This is a genomic window from Mycobacterium sp. (assembly GCF_019243155.1).
Taxonomy (GTDB): Bacteria; Actinomycetota; Actinomycetes; order Mycobacteriales; family Mycobacteriaceae; genus Mycobacterium.
In genome coordinates this window covers 1-2,964 of record NZ_JAFAUS010000007.1, presented here as the reverse complement: position 1 = coordinate 2,964, position 2,964 = coordinate 1, and the positions used below count along the sequence as shown (strand labels likewise).

Annotated in this window: 2 protein-coding genes; one reads left to right on the top strand and one right to left on the bottom strand. The window is 66.4% G+C overall.

What is annotated here, in order from left to right; all coding sequences use genetic code 11:
* A partial coding sequence (locus JOZ00_RS00440) for an amidohydrolase family protein (protein WP_293338342.1) occupies positions 1 to 226 on the top strand: 226 nt, incomplete at its 5' end.
* 275 nt (positions 227 to 501) lie between these two features.
* Here JOZ00_RS00440 and JOZ00_RS00435 read toward each other — a convergent pair.
* Positions 502 to 2,964, bottom strand: a 2,463-nt coding sequence (locus tag JOZ00_RS00435) for a TonB-dependent receptor (protein ID WP_293338340.1), incomplete at its 5' end; no start/stop codon positions are given.

The window sequence follows — 2,964 nt, the reverse complement described above, 5'->3', positions numbered from 1 at the left end:
CCACTGGGGATTCCAGGTCGATCGGTTCGGGCTCAAGGTCCGCCACGACATCGGCGTCGACCGGATCCAGTGGTCCACCGACTTCCCGCACGTCCAGTGCGACTGGCCGAACTCGCGGCAGATCATCGAAGACCAGTTCCGCGACATCCCCGCCGACGAAAAGCGCAAGATCGTCTGCGACAACGCGCTGAAGTACTTCAAGGCGGGGAAGTTCGCCGCCGCCTGAGGCGGCGGTCGCTCCGGCGTCTCGCCTCTCCCCGACCTGCGGGCCGGGAGAGGCGAGAGCGTCGGCATAGGTTGACGGCCCGGAGAAGCGCCGGTCGCCCTAAATCCGCTTGCGCAAGAGCGGCATCGCCCTCGCGGTCAGAACGCGCTCCAGGCTCTTGAACCAAGGCTAGATTTTCACGATCAGGCGGTCCGAACGCAGCGAGCCCGGCGCTCCTCGCGCCGGGCTCCGCACGCCGCTTTGGCGGACCTTTCCCCGCTAGCGCGGGGCGAGGGTTACGAGCCCGAGACGCCGAAGCGGTACTTGAGGCCGAAGCCGAACATCCGCGGCGGCCCGTAGATGGAGCTCGCGATGCCGATCTGGGAGGCAGGCGAGAGGTCGTCGGAGCCGATCCGGTAGAGTTGGTTGGTGAGGTTGGTCATGAAGAACGAGGCGTCGATCGGGTGGCCGAAGATCCCATGCCAGGTGGCCCGCAGATCCAAGGTGTTGTAGGCGGGCTGCAGCGAGTAGGGATTGAGGCGGCTCACCAGGGTGAGCCAGGTCTTGGTCTGGTAGTGCCAGGTGGCGCCGATGGTGACGGTGCCGATGGCCGGGTCCAGCGGCAGGTCGTAGTCGGCGTTCAAGCCGACCTCGTTCCTCGGCATGTAGCCCACCGCGTTGGCCGAGCAGTAGCCGGCGACCAGAAAGGCGTTGGGATTGCAGGGGCTGGTGGGGTTGGTCAGCGGGTCGGTGGGCAGCGGTTTGTAATGGCCCGCGAAGTAGGCGTAGTTCACGCCGATGGTCATGCCCTGGAACGGGATCAGGGTGCCTTCGAACTCGACCCCCTGGTAGACGGCGTCGTCGACGTTCTTGACCACCGCCACCGCCTGGCCGTTCTGCGGCGGCAGGTTCACGTTCTGCTGAATCTTGGTGTAGTCGTCGTGGAACAGCGCGATGTTGGTGCGCAGCTTCACCCCGTGGATGTCGAAGTCGGCCTTGGCGCCCACCTCCACGGAGAGATCGCCTTCAGGCTGGTAGCGCGGGTCCACCCCGGTCGGGGCCGCCCCGGCCACGCCGCCCGGCCGGTAGCCGCGGCTGACCTTCGCATAGATCATCTGGTTCGGACTGAACTGGTAGCTCGCCCCGGCCGTGTAGGTGAAGGCGTGGAACTGCGCCCGCACGTGCACGCACGGCGCGGTCGGCAGGTCGATGCAAACCGAGTGCGGAACGGTGGTGAAGGCCGCTGGCAGGAGAGGCGAGGGCTCCGGCAGGATGTAGGTGTTCACGTCGGAGTGGTTGCTGTCCGAGGAGTAGCGGACGCCGCCGTTGATCTTCAGGCCGGGCAGGAAGTCGTGGAGGTCGTACTCGACGTTGCCGTAGCCGGCCACCTCCCAGGTCTTGATGAGGGCGACGTTGGTGCGCTGGAAGACGCCGAAGCCGATGGTGTTGTTCTCGCTGGGACCGGCGTTCTTCTGGGCATCGGTGTAGGCGCCGGCCGACCAGGTCAGGCGGTCGTCGAACACCTTGCCGGAGAGGCGGAACTCCTCGCTGAACTGCTCCTGGCTGATCAGCGGGATGTTCGGGGCGCCGTTGGGACAGGCCGAGTGACAGGGCCTGACCACCGCGCCGGAGCCGCCGAGGAAGTCCTGCGCCTCGTCGTCCTTGGTGAAGATGTAGCCGAAGATGTTCTTCACCGTGAGGAAATGCAGGTCCCAGGTGGTGGTGTTGGTGACGAAGATGTTGTCGCGGCGGTCGAACACCGGCCCGGTCTCGAAGGTCGCCCGCGGACCCAGCGCCAGCTGGCGTGAGACCATGTGCTCGAGGGAGGCAAGGTAGTTGGGCCCGGTGAACGGGGTGAGGCCCGCCTGGACGCCCACCACGTCGCCGAGCGCGTTGAGCGAGTAGAGGCCCGGAAACAGGCTCGCGATCCCAAGCGCGTTGGCCGTCAGCGGCGTCTGGTTGATATACTCCGGCTCGACCGAGGTGCCGTTCTCGTTGGTGTGCTCCCAGGAGACGGAGGTGTAGTTCTCCAGGTTCTCGGTGGGCTTGATGATGATCCCGACGCGGAAGGCGTCGTAGTTGACGTTGTCGAGGTCCTTGCCGGTGACCAGGTTCTGGGTGAAGCCGTCCCTCCGGCTGAGGTCCATGGCGCCGCGGATCATCAGCTTGTCGGGGATGACCGGAATGTTGAGGGCGGCGGTGACGTCCCTGAGGTTGTAGTCTCCGACTTTCCCCTCGACGTAGCCGTCGAACTGGTTGGAGGGCCGCTTCGGATAGAGCATCACGTTGCCGCCGTCGGTGACCCGGCCGAACTGCGTGCCCTGGGGTCCGCGCAGGATCTGGACGTTGTCGAGATCGAAGAACATGCCGTGGTCGATCTGGGTGACCGGCACGTCGTTCAGGTAGGTCAGCACCGCATTGAACTGGTTGCTGTAGGAGTAGGACTGGCCGCGGATCGTATAGACGACGTTCTCCCGGTCGGAGATGGTCGCCGGAACCGTCAGCCCGGGGGTCAGATTGGCCAGGGTGGTCGGCTCGAAGACACCCGCGGAATCGATCGCCTTGGGCGTCACCACGGTCACCGCCACCGGCACCCGCTGCAGGTTCTCCGAGCTGCGCCGCGCCTGCACCACCACCTCCGAGAGCGAGGTCGTCCCCTGGCCCGTCGCCGCCGTGGTGTCCGTCGCCGCGGCCGTCGCCGTCGCCGCGCGCGCCCCGGGCGCAAACCCGAGCGTGGCGGTCGCGGCCGCGATCAGAAC